Origin of the sequence: Pseudomonas sp. NPDC077451, from assembly GCF_044543345.1 — a bacterium.
Classification (GTDB): Bacteria; Pseudomonadota; Gammaproteobacteria; order Pseudomonadales; family Pseudomonadaceae; genus Stutzerimonas.
Genome location: NZ_JBITVX010000013.1, coordinates 29039 through 49728 on the forward strand (window position 1 = coordinate 29039; position 20690 = coordinate 49728).

Sequence of the window (20690 nt, forward strand, 5' to 3'; positions counted from 1 at the left end):
GCGCCTGGCTCGGGTTTTTCGTCCGGCTTGCGGCCTCAAATGCTCTGCTGCCCTTATAATCGCGCCCTTTCGCGCAGGCACGGCCTGCATGGTTTGACTGACCCAGGTAGGTTCATGGACAGCATCAACTCCCGCATCGCCGCAGAACTGGGCGTGCGCCCGCAACAGGTTGCCGCCACCGTGGCGCTGCTCGATGAAGGCTCCACCGTTCCCTTCATCGCCCGTTACCGCAAGGAAGTCACCGGCAGCCTCGACGACACCCAGCTGCGCCTGCTGGAAGAACGTCTGCGCTATATGCGCGAACTGGATGACCGCCGCGCGTCGATCCTTTCCAGCATCGAGGAACAGGGCAAGCTCACGCCTGAGCTGAAGCGCGAGATCGACCTTGCCGATACCAAGACGCGACTCGAAGACCTCTATCTGCCCTATAAGCAGAAGCGCCGCACCAAAGGCCAGATTGCGCTGGAAGCCGGCCTTGGCGAGCTGGCCGACGCGATCTTCGCCGACCCTGAGCTCAATCCAGAAGCCGAGGCGGCACGCTTCGTCGATGCCGAGAAGGGCTTCGCCGATACTAAAGCGGTGCTCGAAGGCGCCAAGTACATCCTCATGGAGCGCTTTGCCGAAGACGCCAACCTGCTGGCCAAACTGCGCGACTTCCTCACCCACAACGCCACCCTGAGTGCGCGGCTGGTGCCGGGTAAAGAGAACGAAGGCGCCAAGTTCAGCGACTATTTCGAGCATGACGAGCCGCTCAAGAGCACGCCGTCACACCGCGCACTGGCGATCTTCCGCGGGCGCAACGAAGGCGTGCTCAGCGTCAGCCTGAAAGTCGGCGACGAAGCGCCCGGCAGCATGCACCCGGGCGAAGTGATGATCGGCGAGCGCTTCGGCATCTCGAACCGTGGGCGGGCCGCAGACAAGTGGCTCGGCGAAGTGGTGCGCTGGACCTGGAAGGTCAAGCTCTACACGCATCTGGAAACCGACCTGCTCGGCGAACTGCGCGACAAGGCCGAGGATGATGCCATCGGCGTATTCGCGCGCAACATGCATGACCTGCTGCTGGCCGCCCCGGCCGGCCCGCGCGCCACGCTGGGCCTCGATCCTGGCTTGCGCACCGGCTGCAAGGTGGCGGTGGTCGATGCCACCGGCAAATTGCTCGATACCGCCACCGTCTACCCGCACGCCCCGCGCAACGATTGGGACGGCACCCTGGCCGCGTTGGCCAAACTCTGCGCCAAGCATAGCGTCGACCTGATCGCCATCGGCAATGGCACCGCCAGCCGTGAAAGCGACCGGCTCGCTGCCGATCTGATCAAGCAGGTGCCCGGCCTCAAGCTGACCAAGGTAATGGTGTCCGAAGCCGGCGCCTCGGTGTACTCGGCCTCCGAGCTGGCCGCCAAGGAATTTCCGGATCTGGACGTGTCGATCCGCGGCGCCGTGTCCATCGCCCGCCGTCTGCAAGATCCGCTGGCCGAACTGGTAAAAATCGAGCCTAAAGCCATCGGCGTGGGCCAGTACCAGCACGATGTGTCCCAGTTGAAACTGGCACGCTCGCTGGATGCGGTGGTGGAAGACTGCGTGAACGCCGTCGGCGTCGACGTCAACACCGCCTCGGTGGCGCTGCTGGCGCGGATTTCCGGGCTGAACGCCACGCTGGCGCAGAACATCGTCGCCTACCGTGACGCCAACGGCGCGTTCAGAGCCCGTAGCGAACTTAAAAAGGTCCCGCGCCTGGGCGACAAAACTTTCGAACAGGCCGCCGGCTTCCTCCGCGTGATGAATGGCAGCAACCCGCTGGACGCCTCTGCGGTGCACCCGGAAACCTATCCGCTGGTCAAGCGCATCGCCACCGACACCGGCCGCGACATCCGCTCGCTGATCGGCGACTCGACGTTTCTCAAACGCCTGGATCCCAAGCAGTTCACCGATGAGAGCTTCGGTCTGGTGACCGTCAGCGACATCCTGCAAGAGCTGGAGAAGCCCGGCCGCGACCCGCGTCCCGAGTTCAAGACCGCCGAGTTTCAGGACGGCGTCGAGAAGCTCAGCGACCTGACCCCCGGCATGATGCTCGAAGGTGTGGTGACCAACGTGACCAACTTCGGTGCCTTCGTCGACATCGGCGTGCATCAGGACGGTCTGGTGCACATCTCGGCGCTGTCCGAGAAGTTCGTCAAGGATCCCTACGAAGTGGTCAAGGCTGGCGACATCGTCAAGGTCAAGGTCATGGAAGTGGACATACCCCGTCAGCGCGTCGGCCTGTCCATGCGTATGAGCGACACGCCCGGTGAGAAAGCGGACTCCATGCGCGGAGGTGGCAACAACCGTGGCGGCCAAGCACGCGGCGAACGCAAGGCGGCCAAGCCGGAAACCAAGCCGGCACCGGCCAATAACGCCATGGCCGCGTTGTTCGCCAATGCGAAGAATCTGAGGAAATAAGGTGCGCGAAGTCGAGGCAGTAGGCAGCAGCAGCGCCTTTGGGCGCCTGTTGGGCCTGGAAATCATCAAGGCCGACAATGGCGAGGCACTGCTGCGCCTGGCAATGCACGATGGCTTGCGCAACCTGCACGGCAAGCTGCACGGCGGCGCATTGTTCTCGCTGATCGACACCGCCATGGGCCAGGCCAGTCACAGCCTCAACGGCGGCGAGCCCAACAGCGTCACCCTGGAGTGCAAGGTCAATTACATTCGCCCGGTGAGCGAAGGCGAACTGACCTGCCGAGCCTGGGTGGTGCACGGCGGGCGGCGCACTCAGGTACTCGAAGCCGAAGTCCACCAGGGTGAAAAGCTGGTGGCCAAGGCGCAGGCGACCTTCTCGGTTACCTGAGTCACCGGACCGCCGCCCAAGGTTAGCTGGAAACGCCCTGCAGCGGTGCGTGGTCCAACGCTGACGGCCTCTTGTAGAGCGTGCAATCCACCCCCATATTGTGCCGACTGACGCGTGAAGGAATTCCCAATTGAGCGATCTTCTCTCCCACCGCCTGGCGCTGCTGGCCGAGCACCACAACCTGTCGCTGCTCTCGCAATGCCTGCATGGGATAGAGCGTGAATGCCTGCGTGTCGACACCGATTGTCAGCTGGCGCTGACGCCGCATCCGCGAGCACTGGGCTCGGCGTTGACCCATCCGAAGATCACCACGGACTATTCAGAAGCGCTGCTGGAGTTCATCACCGGCACCGAAACCGATCCGCAAAAGACGCTGACCGAGCTGGACGCGATCCATCGCTACACCTATAGCAAGCTCGGCGACGAGCTGCTCTGGAGTCCCTCGATGCCCGGTCACCTGCCGGACGAGTCGCAGATTCCCATCGCCGAGTACGGCAGTTCGAACATCGGTCGACTGAAATATGTGTACCGCCAAGGCCTGGCGCTGCGTTACGGCAAGACGATGCAGTGCATTGCCGGCATCCATTACAACTTTTCGTTGCCCGAGGCGCTGTGGGCTACGCTGCAGGCCGATGAGAGCGACCAGCGCTCGGCGCAGGACTATCAGTCCTGGCGCTATATCGCACTGATCCGTAATTTCCGCCGCTACAGCTGGCTGCTGATGTACCTGTTCGGCGCCTCGCCCGCACTGGACGTCAGCTTCATGCGTGGCCGCCCGCACCAGCTACAGCAGCTCGACGAAGACACGCTGTATCTGCCCTACGCCACCAGCCTGCGCATGAGCGATCTGGGTTATCAGAGCAATGCCCAGGCCGGCTTGACGCCCTGCTATGACGATCTGCCGAGTTACACCAGCAGCCTGCACAAAGCGGTGTCCACGCCTTACCCCGACTACGCGGCGCTGGGCACCAAGGACGCGGAGGGCAACTGGCAACAGCTCAACACTAACGTCTTGCAGATCGAGAACGAGTACTACTCGAACATCCGCCCCAAGCGCGTCACCGACACTGGCGAGCGCCCACTGCATGCGCTGCGAGCGCGCGGCATCCAGTACATCGAGGTGCGCTGCCTAGATATCAATCCTTTCCTGCCGCTGGGTATCGACGTCACCGAAGCGCGTTTCCTCGATGCCTTCCTGCTGTTCTGCACGTTGCAGCAGAGCCCTTGCCTGGTAGAAGGCGAATGTCGGGCCAGCAGCGACAACTTCCTCAGCGTGGTCAAGGAAGGCCGCAAACCCGGGCTTGAACTGCGTCGCTGCGGTGAAGACGTCAGCCTGCAGCAGTGGGCGAACGAACTGATTGCGCAGATCGGCCAAGTCGCCGAACTGCTGGACCGCAGTCACGGCGGTGATGAGCATTCCCGCGCCGTCGCCGCGCAACAGGCCAAGGTTGCAGACAGCAGCCTGACGCCTTCGGCCCGCGTGCTCGCCGAGCTGCAGCGCAACGGCGAGAGCTTCAGCCAGTTCGCGCTGCGGCAGACCCGTCAACACGCCGACGACTTCCGTAGCCGAGCGCTGTCAGATGCCGACATGGCCTGGTTCGACGAAGCCGCACGCAGCTCACTGGCACAGCAGGCGCAGGTGGAAGCTGCGGACACTCAGGACTTCGACAGCTTCGTCGAGGACTACCAGCGCAGCCTGACCAGCCTGACACCGGTATAGCGCCGAGGAACATGCCGCTAGCCGTCAACGAGCGGCAGATGTGCAATGGCAGTACGTAGTACGTAGGGTGGGCTTTAGCCCACCGCTTGCTTCTTGACAGCGCTTGACGCCTGGCCTGGCTGTGCGCGCGCCGGTACCATCCTTGGTGGGCTTAGGCCCTCCCTACACCCCTGAGTTCAGACGCATGAAGGTCGCGCAATGCGGCCTCATTCGTGCTGGCTCTCCTTGCTCCACTCAAGGCTGATCCAGCCGCCTTATAGCGCCTTTTCGAAGATCTTCGAATTGCGCTGGAAGTTGTAGAGCGAGGCCCGTGCGGCCGGAAGACGCTCGACGCCGCTAGGCTCGAAACCGCGTTCGCGGAACCAGTGCGCCGTGCGTGTGGTGAGCACGAACAGGGTTTTCAGGCCCAACTTGCGCGCCCGCGCCTCGATACGCTCGAGCAACTCGTCACCGCGTCCGCCATGACGATATTCCGGATTGACCGCCAGGCAGGCCAGCTCGCCCGAGTCGGAATCTGCGATTGGGTAGAGCGCTGCGCAGGCGATAATCAGCCCGTCGCGCTCGACGATGCTGAATTGTTCCACCTCGCGCTCGAGCACCTCGCGCGAGCGCCGCACCAGAATGCCCTGCTCTTCCAGCGGCGTGATCAGATCAATCAACCCGCCGACGTCCTCGATGGTCGCCTCGCGCAGCTGCTCGAATTGCTCCTGGGTCACCAACGTGCCATCGCCGCCGTCACGGGTGAACAGCTCATTGAGCAACGAACCGTCCTCGGCATAGCTGATCACGTGGCTGCGGCGCACACCGCCTTTGCAGGCTTGCGCGGCGGCATCCAACAGCTCGGCCTGATAGGTGCCGACGAGGCGCTCGACATAGGCCGGAATTTGCGGCGGGCGCAGCTCACGCACCAGCTTGCCGCTTTCATCGCGCAGGCCGCGCTCGGACCCGTAGAGCACCAGCTTGTCGGCTTCCAGATCGATGGCGGCACGGGTAGCGATGTCTTCGCAGGCGATGTTGAAGATTTCACCGGTGGGTGAATAGCCCAGCGGCGAGAGCAGCACGATGGTGCGCTCATCCAGCAGGCGGCCGATGCCCTTGCGATCAACGCGACGCACTTCGCCGGTGTGCTGGTAATCGACGCCATCGTGAACACCGATGGGTCGCGCGGTGATGAAGTTGCCGCTGGCCACGCGCAGCCGTGCGCCCTGCATGGGCGAAGCTGCCATATCCATGGAAAGACGCGCTTCAAGCGCAATGCGCATATGCCCGACGGCATCAATTACGCACTCCAGCGTTGCCGTGTCGGTGATGCGCAGGTCGCGGTGAAAGCGCGGCTCGATACCGCGAGCGGCCAACCGCGACTCTATCTGCGGACGTGAGCCGAACGCCAGCACCAGGCGCACGCCAAGGCTGTGCAACAGCACCAGGTCATGAACAATATTGGCGAAGTTGGGATGCTCCAGGCCATCGCCGGGCAGCATGACCACGAAGGTGCGGTCACGATGCGAATTGATATAGGGCGATGAGTCGCGAAGCCAGGTGACGTAGTTGTGCATTGCAAAAAGCCTTCAGTAACAGCTTGTTCAGTCCGGGAGTCGGGTCGGGTACGGTAGGCAGGGAGCAGGGACATGCGACGATGAGGTCGCCAGCCCTGCTCCTATCCTCGGCTCGCCGGTTGCAGGCAATAGTGCTCGATCATCCCGCGCAACAACCTCACGGTGGGTTCGATCCTGTCGAGATCCAGGTACTCATCCGGCTGATGGGCGCAGGCGATATCGCCCGGGCCTAGCACCAGCGTTTCGCAGCCAAGCTGCTGAAGATAAGGCGCTTCGGTGGCGAAGGCCACTGCCTCGGCGGCATGTCCGGTGAGCCGCTCGGCCAGTTTAACCAGCTCGCCATCAGCGCCCTGATCGAAGGCCGGTACGCTGGGGAACAGCGGCGCCAGGTCGATCTTCACCTGATGTTTGTCAGCGACCGGACGCAGGCGCCCGGCAATTGCGTCGCGTAACTGATCAGGCTCCATCCCCGGCAACGGCCGCAGATCGTACTCCAGCGAGCACTGGCCGCAGATGCGATTGGGGTTGTCACCGCCGTGGATGCAACCGAGGTTGAGTGTCGGCTGCGGTACGTCGAACAACGGATTGTTGTACTGACCCTGCCATTCGCGGCGCAGCGTCATCAGCTCGGTCATGACGTCATGCATGGCTTCCAGGGCGCTATGACCATAAGCGGGATTGGACGAATGCCCGCTCTGCCCTTGGATTTCGATGCCTTCCATCATGATGCCTTTGTGCAGGCGCACCGGCCGCAGCCCGGTCGGCTCGCCGATCACCGCGGCGCGCCCCAGCGGCCGGCCGGCATCGGCCAGCGCGCGGGCGCCGGACATTGAGCTTTCTTCATCGCAGGTGGCCAGGATCAGCAGCGGCTGGCGGAACGGCTGATCGAGCAGGGGCAGTACCGCCTCGATGATCAGCGCGAAGAAGCCTTTCATGTCGCAAACGCCAAGGCCATACCAGCGGTCATCGGCTTCGCGCAGTTGGAGTGGTTCGGCTGTCCACAATTCGGCATCGAAGGGCACGGTATCGCTGTGCCCGGCCAACACCAGCCCGCCAGGCCCGCTGCCGTAGCTGGCGAGCAGGTTGAACTTGCCAGGGGTGACTTCCTGCACCTCACAGCTGAAACCAAGGTCGCCCAGCCAGCCCGCAAGCAGGTCAATGACCGGGCGGTTGGTCTGGTCCCAATGGGCCTGAGTACAGCTCACCGACGGCGCGGCAATCAGCGCGGCAAACTGGTCTTTGAGCGAGGGGATGGGCACCGACGACCTCCTTGGAGACAAAGACGAAGGCGCCCAGTGAAACATGAAACGCGTTGCCGCCGCGCCCCCGAGGGGAAAAAGCAGCGGCAACGCGTCCGATCAGACGAAGATCGCTTTGAGGATGGTGAAGAACACAATCGCCAGGAAGGCTCCGGCCGGCAACGTGATCAGCCAGGACATAAAGATCGACCCGACCACTCCGAGGTTCAGCGCGCCAATACCCCTTGCGATACCGATGCCCAGAACCGCGCCGACCAGCGTATGGGTGGTGGATACCGGCAGGCCGATGGCGGAGGCACCGACAACGGTGGTTGCGGTCGCAAGTTCGGCAGCGAAACCGCGGCTTGGCGTCAGCTCAGTGATTTCCTTGCCGATCGTGGCGATTACCTTGTAGCCGTAGGTAGCCAGACCGATGACGATACCGACGGCGCCCAGCAGCAGCACCCAGCCCGGCACCGGAGACTTGGCAGCGATTTCCGCGGCACCGCCCGACTGGATGACGCCGACCACGGCCGCCAGCGGGCCTACCGCGTTGGCCACGTCGTTGGCGCCATGGGCGAAAGCCATGGAGCACGCGGTAAAAATCATCAGAACGGCGAAGACCTTTTCCACGCTGGCGTAGTGAAAGGTCCGATCAGCCTCGACATCAAGCTTGATCCGCGACAGCAGCGCGATCCCCACCAGCATCACCAGCACACCGATAGCGAACGCCAGAAGGATGCCCTGGCCGCCGCTCAGCGTCAGGCCGACATGCTTGAGGCCCTTGGTGACGGTCATCAGCGCGACCATGAAACCGGTCAGGAACATGTACAGCGGCACGAAGCGCTTGGCGTTGAGAAACGGATCATCGGTGTTGATGATCAGTTTCTGTACGCTCATGAACAGGCCAAAGGCGACGATGCCGGACAGCATGGGCGTCACCACCCAACTGGCGACGATGGGGCCGATGGCGTCCCAGTGCACCGCATCGGTGGACACACCGACCGCGGCAAAGCCGATCACCGCACCGATGATCGAGTGCGTGGTGGAAACCGGCCAGCCTTTCATGGTGGCGATCATTAGCCAGGTGCCGGCTGCCAATAGCGCCGACATCATGCCCAGCACCATCAGATCCGGCGATATGACTTCTGCGTCGACAATGCCGTTCTTGATGGTCTCGGTGACTTCGCCACCGGCCAGATAGGCCCCGCAGAACTCGAAGATCATGGCCACAACGATGGCCTGCTTGATGGTCAGCGCCCGGGAACCGACGGAAGTACCCATGGCGTTGGCCACATCGTTGGCGCCCACGCCCCATGCCATGAAGAAACCGAAAGCGCAGGCAAGCACCAGGAGTACGAAACCGTATTCCGCGATAAAAGACATAAGGAATTACCTGTTGAACCAGAAAAGACGCTGGCGCATCAGCGCGCCAGCAGTTGTTCCAGACGGTTGCCGACGCGCTCGGCACGGTCAGCTACGTCACCGATCCATTCGATGATCTTGTAGAGAAACATCACGTCTACGGGTGGCAATTCCTTTTCCAGCTTGAACAGCGCGCGGCGCACCGTGATCTGCATGCGGTCGGTTTCGCGTTCGATTTCCTCGAGCTCCTCGACCATTTTTTCTACCAGCGTGGCTTCACGACCGGCAAAGCCGGTTTCCAGCAACGAATCCAGTTCCTTGAGCGCTTTCAGCGCCTGGCAGCTGGCGTCGACACTGCGCTGCACGAAGGCCATCATTTCCGGCTGCAGGGCCGGCGGAATGGTCATGCAACGGCCCAGCATCAGCCCGGCGATGTCCTTGGCACGGTTGGCAATTTTGTCCTGTACACTCAGCAGCTCCAGCAGATCCGAACGCGGAACCGGCAGAAACAGGCTCTTGGGCAGATGTTGACGGACGCTCTTCTTTAGCTTGTCGGCCTCGTTTTCCAGTCGGGCCATCTCTTTCTGGATCTGTTCGACCCGTTCCCAGTCTTCGGCCGTGATCGCCTGAAACAGCGGCACCAGATTGGCGGCACATTCGTGGGACTTAGCCATGTGCTGTTGCATCGGCCCGATAGGCGAGCGTCCGAACAGGCTGACGAAAGGATTGATTGGCATAGGGAACACCCCGGCTTCAGAAGGCGGCAAGTATACGGATGACCTCAAAGGGCCGCTACCAAGTGACGTAGGTCACACTCAAACATAGGCATCATCTCGGCACCATGCAGAAAGAAACCGAAATCAAACTGCGCGTCAGTCGCGAAACCCTGGCGGCCCTGCGCGAGCATCCGCTGCTGAAGAAACGCAACAAGAGCGGCTGGCAGCGGCACGAACTGTTCAACCAGTACTACGACACCCCCGAGCGCGACCTGGCTCAGGCCAAGGTCGCGCTGCGTCTGCGCCGCGACGGCGAGCAGTTTATTCAGACGCTAAAAAGCCGCGGCCAGAGCGTGGCTGGGCTGTCCGAGCGTAACGAGTGGGATTGGTACCTGGACAAGGCCAAGCTGGACCTGAAAAAACTCGCGGACGAGTGTTGGCCCGCGAGCCTGGCCGAGCTGGACAAGAAAACTTTGAAGCCGATTTTCACCACGGACTTCGTCCGCGAAAAAGCCGAAATCGCCTGGGGTCGCGGCAAGGCCAAGGTGGTTATCGAAGCGGCGCTGGATCTGGGCAAGGTCGTGGTCGGCAAACAGAGCGAGGAAATCTGCGAGCTGGAGCTGGAGCTGCGCCAGGGCGAACCCGACGCCCTGTTGGAACTGGCCGCCGAGCTGGCCGCTGATCTGCCGTTGATGCCTTGCGACATCAGCAAAGCCGAGCGCGGCTATCGCCTGCATGACGCCGACAGCTACTCGCTGAGCCTGCCCGCACCGACGCTTGCGGCGAGCATGCCGCTGGACGACGCCTTCGCCGCGCTGGCCTGGCAGCTGCTGGGCAACAGCCAGCGGTTGGCCGAACAGTACCGCTTTAACGGCCACTGGAAACTGCTCGGCGACTGGCTGCAGCAACTGGTCGAGCTGCGCGCCCTGCTGGGCAGCCTCGGCCAGGCCGCCCCGCGTGCGACCAGCCGCGAACTGCGCGAGCAGCTCGACGCACTGATCCAGGACTGGCGCCCGCGTATCGAGGCCGGTCAGGACGACGAGAATGCGCGTAAGGCTGCACCCGACGAGTTTGCCGCCGAATTGGCCGCGCCGCGCTGGGGGCTGTTCTCGCTGAGAGCCTCGCTCTGGCTGCTGCAACGCGGCTGGACCAGCGGACGCAACAACCGTGGCAACCGCCAGGGCGCCGCGGAGCTGGGCAATTGGCTGCCTCGCCAGCTCGGCGAAGAAGCCGAAGCGTTGCAACTGCTGCGTTATCAGCAGCAACCCGAAGACCTCGCCGAACAACGCCCACGCATGGAACGACTGCTGGTCTGGCTGCACCTGGCTCGGACCACGCTGGAGCTGCCGGAAGCCGACCGTCTCTACGGCGAACTGGCCAAGCTCTACGAGCTGGCCGGACAGCCGTTAAACGACGAGCTGCTCGATGCTCGGGTAGATCAGGCGCGCACGGTTTGGACGCTCAAGCCCTGGAAGCTGCTGACAAAAAAATAGGCTCAAGGCCTGTACTGAGCGTAGGGTGGGCCGGGCGGCGCTCCGCTTTAGCCCACCGCTATCGCAAAGCCCCTTACCTGTGCCCGTCCACCCGAGTCTTGTGGGCTGAAGCCCACCCTACTTGACTACCCCCAACCTGCCCAATTGCGCGCGGTCAATGCCCGCCCCACACGCTGGTGAGTGAAGCCCACGCTACCGAAGCTGGCGATCAAGCGGCTGTAACGGCGGGCGTGCCGCCAGCCTTCGACAGTTACGGACGGTCCCGCAAAGTTGAACCGCTCAGGCAGACAGCGCGCTGATTTATCGGCAAGCTTGGCCCTCGTCTCCGCCATGACCGAAGGGCCCCATGTCCGTGTTGAACTCGCCCACCCAGGACCGTTTCCTCGACCTCAATGATCTGCTGCGAGATCTGGTCGCCCAAGGACGGTTACTGCAGGAAACTGCTGAGCAATGCATGACCCTGCGGCGCAGTTCAGCGAACAGCCAGCAGCACCCGCTGGAGTTTCTTGGCGCGCAGCAGTTGGACGACCTGGCGCGTCCCGGCAAGAAACACGATCTGGAAAGCCTTACCGTCTGGCTCGCCGAACAGGCCGGGCAGCCGTACCTGCGTATCGACCCGCTGAAGATCAACGTCGCGGCGGTCACCCCACTGATGTCCTATGCCTTCGCCCAGCGGCACAAGATCCTCGCGGTAGCGGTCGACAGCTCGGCGGTGACCATCGCCAGCAGCCAACCCTTCGTAAAGAGTTGGGAAGCCAACCTCACCCATGTGCTCCAGCGGCCCATCAAGCGTGTGGTGGCCAACCCCGTCGATCTGCAGCGCTTCACCGTCGAGTTCTATCGGCTGGCCAAATCGGTCAGCGGCGCCACCGCGACCGACCAGAAAATCAGCGGCACCGGCAACTTCGAGCAGCTGCTCAATCTCGGCGCCAGCGATCAGGAGCCGGATGCCAACGACGCGCACGTGGTGAACATTGTCGACTGGCTGTTCCAGTACGCCTTCGACCAGCGTGCCAGCGACATCCACATCGAACCGCGGCGCGAACAGGGCACAGTGCGCTTTCGCATCGACGGCGTCCTGCACAACGTCTATCAGTTCCCGCCGCAGGTAGCGATGGCAGTGGTCAGCCGTCTCAAGTCGCTAGGACGAATGAATGTCGCCGAGAAGCGCAAACCGCAGGACGGACGAGTCAAGACCAAGACGCCGGACGGCGGTGAAGTCGAGTTGCGCCTCTCCACCCTACCGACGGCGTTTGGCGAAAAGATGGTGATGCGGATCTTCGATCCGGAAGTGCTGCTCAAGGGCTTCGATCAGCTGGGCTTTTCCGCCGAAGATCTGCGCCGCTGGCAGAGCATGACCGGCCAGCCCAACGGCATCATCCTTGTCACCGGCCCCACCGGCTCGGGCAAGACCACCACGCTTTACACCACCCTAAAGCAACTGGCGACGCCCGAGGTCAACGTCTGCACCATTGAAGACCCAATCGAGATGATCGAGGGCGCCTTCAACCAGATGCAGGTCCAGCACAACATCGACCTGACCTTCGCCAGCGGCGTGCGTGCGCTGATGCGCCAGGACCCGGACATCATCATGGTCGGTGAGATTCGCGACCTGGAAACAGCGGAAATGGCGATCCAGGCGGCACTCACCGGCCACCTGGTGCTCTCGACGCTGCACACCAACGACGCGCCGAGCGCCATTACGCGTTTGCTGGAACTCGGCGTGCCGCATTACCTGCTCCGCGCAACACTTCTCGGGGTGATGGCCCAGCGTCTCGTGCGCACACTTTGCCCACACTGCAAGGCGCCCATAAAGCTCGACGCCGATGACTGGCAGGCCCTGACCAAACCCTGGAATGCCCCGCTGCCGAGTAACGCCCATCAGGCGGTGGGCTGCATCGAATGCCGCGACACCGGCTATCGCGGCCGCGCCGGGGTCTACGAGATCATGCTGCTCAACGATGCGATCAAACCACTGATCACCGCCGACACCGATCTCATCGCCCTACGCCGTCAGGCGTTCAAAGACGGCATGCACAGCCTGCGCCTATCTGGCGCGCAGAAGATTGCTGCAGGGCTCTCGACCTTGGAAGAAGTGCTCAGGGTCACGCCGCAAAGCGAACAGAAATAGCTGAAAGGATAACGGCGAGGTGAATGTCCCTTTTCACATCCACCTCGCTCTCTAAACATCGAGCGACTTTTTTAATTGTCAGTTCTTGACGCAATCAAGGTGGCCGCCTGGCCCGATTCACAGTTCAGGTAAGCCGACGACTGTAGCCACTGCTGATCCGGGTACCAGGAGAACATGAATTGGCCGCCTTTGAGGCTGTCGACCACCATGCGCGCCACTTCTGGGCGAACCGCTGGACAGCCCTGGCTGCGACCGATACGTCCCTGCGTCGCGATCCAGGCCGGATTCACGTAATCGGCCGGATGGATAACGATTGCCCGCTCGCGCGCCAAGTCGTTCACTCCGGGCTCGAGCCCGTCCATGCGCAGCGAGTAGCCGTGCTTGCCGCTGTAGCTTTCTGCAGTGCGGAACAGACCGATGCTCGACTGGTGGCTACCTTCGACGTTGGAGAAACGCGTAGCCAGATTTTCGCCCGACCCGTTGCCATGTGCGACGAAATCCTTGAGCAAGAGCCGCCCGCGCTGCAGGTCGAAAATCCACAGCCGGCGCTCTGACGAAGGCAGCGAAAAATCGATGACAGCCAACCGTTTAGCCGGCGTCGCGCCATGGTTCACGGCGCACTGCATGGCCGCGACAGCATGAGTCAACACTACCGGATCGAGGCTCGGTGCCACGCGGGCAAGATCGTTCACCAACGGCTGATAAGCAGGTGGAGCAGCCAGCAGCGGCATAGACATGAGCAAGCCGACGGCCAAACAGAGGCGGCGAAGCGAAACCATCATTTGCACAGTAACCTCGTCGGGCGCCAATGCCGATCTTCCCTGCCGACCGACGCCCACTGCTCGCTACCAGGCCCATATTCGAATTGAAGTAGCGAAATTAAATCAGACGGGACCTGCAGCGCTCCCACGTCGTCTGATACAACAAGTTCTAGTAGCCTGAACGGGCCTAGTTTTCCAGGCACCGTGGCTTGTTCAGCGGCGGAGTCTAGCAGTCAGCGGGACCGCCAGGAGTGAAGCGTTGTACAAAAAACATACATCAGGTCTGCTTTTCACATTGCTTCTGGCGCCATGGCTGGCGGCGGCGGAACCGATACCTGAGCCCGCCGGCTCAATTCAGGGTGTCCTGCAGAACCTCCCAAGTGCGTGCGGCCAGCCCCTGGCAGATGTCGATACAACCGCTCTGGAACGGCTTTCTGAGCTCTATCGGCGCAAGCAGTTCGATATGTTGTGGACCTCCTATGCGCAGATTGACGCGCTGTTGGTGCAGCTCGAAGCGCTGGTCGATGATGGACTGGAACCTGCGGCTTACCATCCCGAAGCCATTCGTCGGGCGATGCTAACCGCCACACGTGATCCGCTGCACCGCGAGTGCAGCGATGTATTAGCCAGCCATGCCTACCTGTCGGCCCTAGGTCACCTTGCCCAAGGACGCCTGCCCCAGGACCGCATCGAGCCCGTCTGGCACAGCCCCGATGCGGCCGCAACGCCGAAGGCCGAGGCGCATCTGATGTCCATTGCCAGCGAAGGACTGGAGCACTTGGAGCACACATTCAATAAGGCGCGTCCGTCGCTGGAGCAGTACAACAACTTGCGCAAGGCCTATGCGCGGCTGCGCGATCAACCGGAGCCAGAATGGCAGCGGATTCCCGCCGGCCAAACCTTGCGACCAGGCATGTCAGATCCACGTGTGCCACTGCTATGGCAGCGTTTGAGCGCAGACGGCTACCTGCTCGCAACGGCCGCCGCGCCGGGCGGCGTCGATGATCGCTACAGTGACCAGCTGGTGGACGCGCTCAAGGCCTTTCAGCGCCGCCATGCCCTGCAGGACGACGGCATCCTAGGCGCCGACACACTGACCGAACTAAACGCCACGCCAGCCGACCGGCTGAATCAGCTGCGGGTAAATCTAGAACGGTTCCGCTGGCTATCCGCTGACATCGAGCCGCGCTCGCTGCTGGTCGATATCGCTGGCGGGCGAGTGATCTACTTCCGTGACAGCAGCCCGCAATGGGAAGCACGCAGCCAGGTGGGCCGCAATACTCGGCAGACCCCTTCGATCAAGTCGATCGTCACGCGAATCACGCTCAACCCGACCTGGACCGTACCGCCGACCATCTTGCGTGAGGACAAGCTGCCGCAGATCCGCGAAAACCCGGGCTACCTCGCGCAACACAACATGCAGGTGCTCGATTACGAAGGTCGTGTACTCGATCCGGCCACGGTCGACTGGAGCAATCCGGGGCGGATCCTGCTGCGCCAGGCCGCCGGACCCGACAACCCGCTCGGGCGGGTGGTCATCCGTTTCGCCAACCCCTATTCCATCTACCTGCACGACACGCCGAGCCAGGGCCTGTTCGCACGTTCGCAGCGGGCGTTCAGCTCGGGCTGTGTCAGGGTAGAATCGGTAATGCAACTGGTTGATTTGCTGCTGAGCGAGGCCGAACGCGAGCGCGTTGCCCAATTGCTTGATACTGGGCTGACCTACGAATACCGCCCGACAGAACCCACACCGATACTCCTGGCCTACTGGACAGCCGAAGCCGACAGCAACGGGCTGCCGCGCTATCGTCCCGACGTCTACCGCCGTGACCAAAAGCTGCTGGCGGCACTGCAAGCGGCCGACCGAGGCCTCGTGCGGCCTGCGATCAACCCGCACTGACGCCGTCCAGCCACGACAACTTGGGAGCTACCGCTCAAGACCAGACCGGCGGCTCTGGCAGATTGCCCGTAGACCGAGGTCTACTTGGCATTAGGACCTGTACAGGTATCTTGCATAGCAACAACCGCTTGCATCTGCGCCGCCGCCTAGCCATTGCAAGCGCTCGGTCGCCGCCGCATGGACACCAAGATCGTTGCCGCCACGGATAGCCGAGCAAACGTTTTGAAGAAGAAAAACACAAGCAATACATGGAACGAAGCTGACCGACTGGCAGCCCTGGCCCGATACCGCATTCTCGACACCCCCGCCGAGGCGGCATTCGATGATCTGGTGCTGCTTGCCGCCGAGCTGTGCACCACCCCCAGCGCCGCCATCGTGTTCGTCGACAAGGACCGCCAATGGGTAAAGGCCTCGGTCAACATCGAAGGTGGCAACCGTCCTCGAGACGAGGCGCTCTGCGCCCGCGCCATCGGCTGCAGCGAACCGCTGGTGATCGAGGACCTGACCAACGAGCCGCTGGCCAACGGTATGACGGGCTTCTATGCCGCAGCGGTACTGCGCACCGCCGATGGTCTGCCGCTCGGCACACTATGTGTTCTGGACAGCCAGCCGCGGCAGCTGTCGGAGCGCCAGCGCGCCCATCTGGAGGCATTGGGCCGTCAAGTCATGGCCCTGCTGGAGCTGCGTCGCAGCCGTGAAGCCAACGAGCGAAACCGACAGATCATCGACAGCGCAGTCGATTACGCGATTCTCACCACCGACGCCCAGGGCCTCATTACCAGCTGGAACCAGGGCGCCGAACGCATCCTCGGCTGGCAACCGCACGCCGCGATCGGCAGCCACGCCTCGCGATTCTACGTGGAGGAAGACGTGGCCAGCGGAGTGCCAGAAAAGGAAATGGCAACCGCGGCACGCGATGGTTCGGCGATGAACGAACGCTGGCATGTGCGCAAGGATGGCAGCCGCTTCTGGGCCAGCGGGGTGCAAATGCCGCTCAAGGATGATCACGGTCAGCACCTGGGTTTCGTCCATATCCTGCGCGACCTGACCGAGCGCCTGCACGAACAGGCAGCCGTTCGCCAAGCTGAAGAGCGTTACCGAGCTCTGGTCGACCTGAGCCCTCAGGTCATCTGGCAGTGCGATGCTGACGGGCAATTAATCTTCTGCAACCGCTACTGGTGTGACTTTACCGGCCTGAGCGCCGAAGCCTCGGCTGGCATGGGTTGGCTCTCAGCGGTGGCGCCGGATCACCGCGACGCCATACTGAAGCAATGGCGAGGCGCCCTGAAATCCGGCCAGGCCGGCAGCTTCGAAGTTCCGCTGCTGGCGGCGGACGGCAGCCAACGCTGGTTCCAAGGCAGCGGCGCGCCCGTTTACGACTGCGACTGCCAGCTGCTGCACTGGGTATTGGTCGCTCAGGACATTCACGAGCGACGCCTGGCCGAAATCAAACGGCTGGAAAGCGAGGCATTCACCCGTAGCTTGCTGGACGCGGCAAGCGAAGGCTTTTATTCCATAGACACCAAGGGGTTGGTGACCCTGTGCAACGAGGCATTCGTCAAACTGCTCGGGTTTTCCAGCAAAGAAGACGTGCTTGGCCGGCAGCTGCATCCAGCTATCCACCATAGTCATCCGGACGGCTCACCCTATCCGCTCGAGGAATGCCCGATTCTGCGCACCGCCACGACCGGCGAGCCGGCACACGTCGAGTACGAGCTGTTCTATCGCGCGGACGGGACCAGCCTGCCGGTGGAATACCGGGTCGCCCCGTTGTACCGGGACAGGGTGCTGCATGGGGCGATCTGCACCTTCACCGACATCAGCGAGCGGACCCGCGGCGAGGCCCAGCAATCCTACCTGCTCGAGTTGAGCGACCGTCTTCAGGACAGCGGTAGTCGTATCGAGCTGGCCGACATGATGGCCGATCGGCTTGCCCAGCTGATGGGGGCGGATTGCATCTATCAAGGACATGTGGACGAGCGCGACGGCCTGATCATCGATCAGCACTGGCCGCAGGGCCCCAGCGAATCTCGTTCCGCCTCCTACACGCTTGGAGGCTGTGCACGGACGTTACGCCTGCGCTTATCGCAGGGCCTTATCGTGCCGTTCGAGGACCTCCTTGACGAAGCCGATTGTCACGGCAACTGCGGCGGCCTGCATGAACACCTTGGTTACCGCAGCCTGTTGCTCGCGCCCTTGCTGGAGCAATCCGCTGACTGCGCCTTTCTGCTGTTCGGCAGTCGACAGCCACGCCGCTGGAGCCAGGCGGATATTTCACTGGTGCGCGAAGTAGCCGAGCGCATCCGCGCGGCCGCTGACCGAGCGCGCGCGCGCGAGGCCTTGTTGGAAGCCGAACAGCGCGTCAGCCTGGCCAACGAGATCGCGGCAATTGGCGTCTGGGAATACGATTTTGAAGGCAACTGCCTGCACTGGGATTCCCAGCTCAAGGCACTCGCGGGCATCGCACCGAACGAACCGGCCCTGACGGTGGATCAATTCCTCGCGCGGGTGCACGCTGACGACCGCCACGCACTTCTGCAGGCCTTCCGCAACGCGCTCGACGGGGTCGGTGGCGGCGAACTGAACCTCGAATACAGGGTGTATGACGAGCGCAACGACCAGTTCCGCTGGCAGACCAATCGCGGGCGCCGGCTGGTAGACAGCGATGGAAAGGTTCGCCTGCTGGGCACCGCCCGGGACATCACCGCTGAGCGCAACGCTGCGTTGAAGCTGCTGCGCATGAACGCGCTGCTCGAAGAGCAGATACAGGAACGCCAGATCACCGAACAGCGCCAATCGGTGCTCATGGAGCTGGGCGATCTGCTGCGCGGACAACCGGACAGCATCACCATCGTCACGGCTGCCGTGCGGGCACTGGGCACCACACTGCAGGTGACCCGCGCGGCCTTTCTGTCCATCGACCCAGGCGGACAATACGCCACCGTCGAGCGCTACTGGAGCGACGGCGCTCTGGGTGACTACAGCGAGCGCATGTGCTTTGCCGACTATGGCGACTTCATCTACGACCTGCAGCACGACGAGCTGGTGGTGGTCGAAGACGTGCTGCATGACCCGCGTACCGCCGCACAGGCAGCAAGCCTGCGCCTGAGGCGCGTTCAAAGCCTGGTCTGCGTGCCGCTGCACGAGCAGGGCGCCCTCAGCGCCGCCTTGATCCTGCTGCAGGATCGACCACGGCAATGGGCTGAGGACGACATCTCCTTTATTCGCGAAGTCGCTGACCGTGCCTGGACGGCCGACGAACGTATGCGCGCCGAAACTGCATTGCGCGCCAGCGAGGAGCAATTCCGCACCCTCGCCGACAATATGAGCCAGTTCGCCTGGATGGCCGATCCGGCAGGCCACATCTACTGGTACAACAAGCGCTGGTACGACTACACCGGAACCACACTGGAGGCCATGCGAGCCCTGGGTTGGCGCTCGGTCCATCACCCCGACCATCACGAGCGGGTCAGTGCTTCTATGAAACGCGCCGTGGCGATCGGCTCGATCTGGGAGGAAACCTTCCCGCTACGCGGCAAAAGCGGCCAGTACCGCTGGTTCCTGGCGCGCGCTGTACCTATTCGCGACGACTTCGGTCAGGTCACTCGCTGGTTCGGCACCAACACCGACATCACGGCACAGGTCACCGCCGAAGAAGCGCTGCGCGAGCTGAACGACAATCTGGAACGACGCGTCGCCGAGCGCACGCGCGAGCTGGCCGAGATCAACCATCTGCTGCATCTGGAGATGGGTGAGCGCGAGCGCGCCGAGGACACCCTGCGCCATGCACAGAAAATGGAAGCCATCGGCCAGCTGACAGGCGGCCTCGCCCACGACTTCAACAACATGCTGACCGGGGTGCTGGGCGCCCTCGATTTGATCCAGCGCCGAGTCGCCAACGGTCAAGCCAACGATCTCGGTCGCTACGTCGATGCGGCGGCCAGTTCGGCCAATCGCGCCGCGGCATTGACCCATCGCCTGCTGGCCTTCGCCCGGCGCCAGTCGCTGGATCCGCAACCGGTGAACGTCAACCTGTTGGTCGAGTCGATGGAGGACATGCTGCGCCGCACCATGGCCGAGCACATCGAGTTCGATACCCGCCTGCAGGAAAGCCCCTGGTTGGCCTACACGGATGCGCACCAGCTCGAGAACGCCCTGCTCAACCTCGTGATCAACGCGCGTGACGCCATGAGCGAAGGCGGCAGGCTGATCATTCAAACCGGCTCGGTACAGATCAATACACCGCAACCAGACGGCCCCGAACCCGGCGAATACGTCACGCTCAGCGTGGCCGACAATGGTTCGGGCATGCCAGCCGAAGTGGTCGCCAAGGCATTCGACCCGTTCTTCACCACCAAACCTATCGGCCAGGGCACCGGCCTCGGGCTTTCGATGGTCTATGGCTTCGTCAAGCAAACTGGCGGCCATGTACGCATCGACAGCACACCGGGGCAAGGCACGCTGATCACCTTGTTCCTGCCGCGCAACCGGACGCAGGCTGCGCACATCGAAGAGCAATCCAGCAAACCAGTGGCCGTCAGCGGCGCGCAGGCCGACGAAACCGTATTGGTGGTCGAGGATGAAGCCGCGGTGCGCATGCTGGTGGTCGAGGTCCTGCAAGAACTCGGCTACCAGGTCCTCGAAGCAGTGGACGGTAACAGCGCACTGCCGCATCTGACGGGTGCTCAACGTATCGATTTGTTGGTCAGCGACATCGGACTGCCCGGCATCAGCGGGCGTCAGCTGGCAGAAATCGCGCGCCAGCACCGACCGGACCTGCACGTGCTGTTCATCACCGGTTATGCACCGAACGCTCAGGTACGCGGCGAATTCCTCGGTCCCGGAATGGATATGCTGGCCAAACCCTTCAGCATCGACATGCTCGGCGCCAAGGTTCGCCAACTGATTGAACGCAGCGGATAGCGTCCAAGGAACTCTGCTGATCGCTGCGCACTCTCTAATGGAGGATCAAGCAGAGGCATCCAT

At 62.7% G+C, this 20690-nt stretch carries 12 protein-coding genes; 7 read left to right on the forward strand and 5 right to left on the reverse strand.

Annotated elements, in window-relative coordinates; translation table 11 throughout:
• The first annotated feature begins 114 nt into the window (after window positions 1–114).
• The 3 genes from ACIGHL_RS18080 to gshA all read left to right on the forward strand — a co-directional run bounded on the left by ACIGHL_RS18080 (window position 115) and on the right by gshA (window position 4544).
• Window positions 115–2436 (forward strand): Tex family protein, encoded by a 2322-nt coding sequence (locus tag ACIGHL_RS18080; RefSeq protein ID WP_128119849.1) that lies wholly within the window; start codon window positions 115–117, stop codon window positions 2434–2436.
• A gap of 1 nt (window position 2437) precedes the next feature.
• Entirely contained in the window at window positions 2438–2824 is a 387-nt protein-coding gene (locus ACIGHL_RS18085) for a PaaI family thioesterase (protein ID WP_127840457.1), read from the forward strand.
• Between the two features lie 130 nt (window positions 2825–2954).
• Window positions 2955–4544 (forward strand): glutamate--cysteine ligase, encoded by a 1590-nt coding sequence (gshA, locus tag ACIGHL_RS18090; RefSeq protein WP_128119850.1) that lies wholly within the window; start codon window positions 2955–2957, stop codon window positions 4542–4544.
• Between the two features lie 254 nt (window positions 4545–4798).
• Here gshA and argA read toward each other — a convergent pair whose 3' ends face one another.
• The 4 genes from argA to ACIGHL_RS18110 all read right to left on the reverse strand — a co-directional run bounded on the left by argA (window position 4799) and on the right by ACIGHL_RS18110 (window position 9440).
• A complete protein-coding gene (gene argA / locus ACIGHL_RS18095) occupies window positions 4799–6100 on the reverse strand; it encodes an amino-acid N-acetyltransferase (protein WP_128119851.1) in 1302 nt (433 codons plus the stop codon).
• Window positions 6101–6201: 101 nt separating this feature from the next.
• On the reverse strand, window positions 6202–7359 hold the full coding sequence (gene argE, locus ACIGHL_RS18100; protein ID WP_128119852.1) for an acetylornithine deacetylase: 1158 nt from the start codon (window positions 7357–7359) through the stop codon (window positions 6202–6204).
• A 99-nt stretch (window positions 7360–7458) separates the two neighbouring features.
• Complete coding sequence (locus ACIGHL_RS18105; RefSeq protein ID WP_128119853.1) at window positions 7459–8724, reverse strand: inorganic phosphate transporter; 1266 nt, start codon at window positions 8722–8724, stop codon at window positions 7459–7461.
• 38 nt (window positions 8725–8762) lie between these two features.
• A complete protein-coding gene (locus ACIGHL_RS18110) occupies window positions 8763–9440 on the reverse strand; it encodes a TIGR00153 family protein (RefSeq protein ID WP_045164191.1) in 678 nt (225 codons plus the stop codon).
• A 104-nt stretch (window positions 9441–9544) separates the two neighbouring features.
• On the opposite strand from ACIGHL_RS18110, the gene ACIGHL_RS18115 reads away from it, so the two are divergent.
• The gene (locus ACIGHL_RS18115; RefSeq protein ID WP_128119854.1) at window positions 9545–10912 is read left to right on the forward strand and encodes a CYTH domain-containing protein; all 1368 of its coding nucleotides are present in this window, start codon (window positions 9545–9547) and stop codon (window positions 10910–10912) included.
• Between the two features lie 346 nt (window positions 10913–11258).
• Window positions 11259–13043: a type IV pilus assembly ATPase TfpB gene (gene tfpB, locus ACIGHL_RS18120; RefSeq protein WP_128119855.1), complete on the forward strand. Its 1785-nt coding sequence runs from the start codon at window positions 11259–11261 to the stop codon at window positions 13041–13043.
• A 71-nt stretch (window positions 13044–13114) separates the two neighbouring features.
• Here tfpB and ACIGHL_RS18125 read toward each other — a convergent pair whose 3' ends face one another.
• A complete protein-coding gene (locus ACIGHL_RS18125) occupies window positions 13115–13825 on the reverse strand; it encodes a murein L,D-transpeptidase catalytic domain family protein (protein ID WP_128119856.1) in 711 nt (236 codons plus the stop codon).
• A gap of 238 nt (window positions 13826–14063) precedes the next feature.
• Here ACIGHL_RS18125 and ACIGHL_RS18130 point away from each other — a divergent pair, with 238 nt between their 5' ends.
• Together ACIGHL_RS18130 and ACIGHL_RS18135 are read left to right on the forward strand one after the other, a co-directional pair.
• Entirely contained in the window at window positions 14064–15704 is a 1641-nt protein-coding gene (locus ACIGHL_RS18130) for a L,D-transpeptidase family protein (protein WP_128119857.1), read from the forward strand.
• A 177-nt stretch (window positions 15705–15881) separates the two neighbouring features.
• Complete coding sequence (locus ACIGHL_RS18135; RefSeq protein ID WP_128119858.1) at window positions 15882–20627, forward strand: hybrid sensor histidine kinase/response regulator; 4746 nt, start codon at window positions 15882–15884, stop codon at window positions 20625–20627.
• Window positions 20628–20690 lie beyond the last annotated feature (63 nt).

Coding starts and splice junctions, on each gene's coding strand:
- argA (WP_128119851.1), bottom strand. CDS start 6,100: ATGCACAACTACGTCACCTGGCTTCGCGACTCATCGCCCTATATCAAT.
- tfpB (WP_128119855.1), top strand. CDS start 11,259: ATGTCCGTGTTGAACTCGCCCACCCAGGACCGTTTCCTCGACCTCAAT.
- ACIGHL_RS18115 (WP_128119854.1), top strand. CDS start 9,545: ATGCAGAAAGAAACCGAAATCAAACTGCGCGTCAGTCGCGAAACCCTG.
- ACIGHL_RS18080 (WP_128119849.1), top strand. CDS start 115: ATGGACAGCATCAACTCCCGCATCGCCGCAGAACTGGGCGTGCGCCCG.
- ACIGHL_RS18135 (WP_128119858.1), top strand. CDS start 15,882: ATGGACACCAAGATCGTTGCCGCCACGGATAGCCGAGCAAACGTTTTG.
- ACIGHL_RS18105 (WP_128119853.1), bottom strand. CDS start 8,724: ATGTCTTTTATCGCGGAATACGGTTTCGTACTCCTGGTGCTTGCCTGC.
- ACIGHL_RS18125 (WP_128119856.1), bottom strand. CDS start 13,825: ATGATGGTTTCGCTTCGCCGCCTCTGTTTGGCCGTCGGCTTGCTCATG.
- ACIGHL_RS18110 (WP_045164191.1), bottom strand. CDS start 9,440: ATGCCAATCAATCCTTTCGTCAGCCTGTTCGGACGCTCGCCTATCGGG.